Genomic DNA, 392 nt, shown 5'->3' with positions numbered 1-392 from the left:
CGCATGCCTACACCAACTACTACGTGCCGCCGAACTACGACTCCATGATCGGCAAGATCATCGTGCACGGCGACACGCGCGAGCAGGCCCTGGCCCGCATGCGCACGGCCCTGTCCGAGACGGTGATCGAGGGCATCCACACCAACATCCCGCTGCACCGCGAGCTGATGGTGGACGCCAAGTTCGTCGCCGGCGGCACCAACATCCACTACCTGGAAGAGTGGCTGGCCGCGCACAAGCGCTGAACCCGTGCCGGCCCCGGCCGGCCCCCGCGCATGCTGGCGCTCCGGTGACGGGGGCCGGCATCGCCGTTTCTGGAGATGGATGCCATGTTTGAGCTGAGCCTGTTGTGCCCCGAAGAACGGATCGAAGCCGTGGGCGAAGCCCTGGAG

Annotated in this window: 1 pseudogene; it reads left to right on the top strand. The window is 66.8% G+C overall.

The features are described 5' to 3' along the window. A pseudogene (locus GVN67_RS29485) lies at positions 1–245 on the top strand (acetyl-CoA carboxylase biotin carboxylase subunit); the annotation flags it as partial. Positions 246–392: the final 147 nt, after the last annotated feature.

The sequence above is a fragment of the Roseomonas sp. 18066 genome (genome assembly GCF_902706185.1).
GTDB lineage: Bacteria > Pseudomonadota > Alphaproteobacteria > Acetobacterales > Acetobacteraceae > Pseudoroseomonas.
The sequence above is the reverse complement of the archived record's forward strand: the minus strand, read 5'-3'. Positions and strand labels throughout refer to the sequence as shown.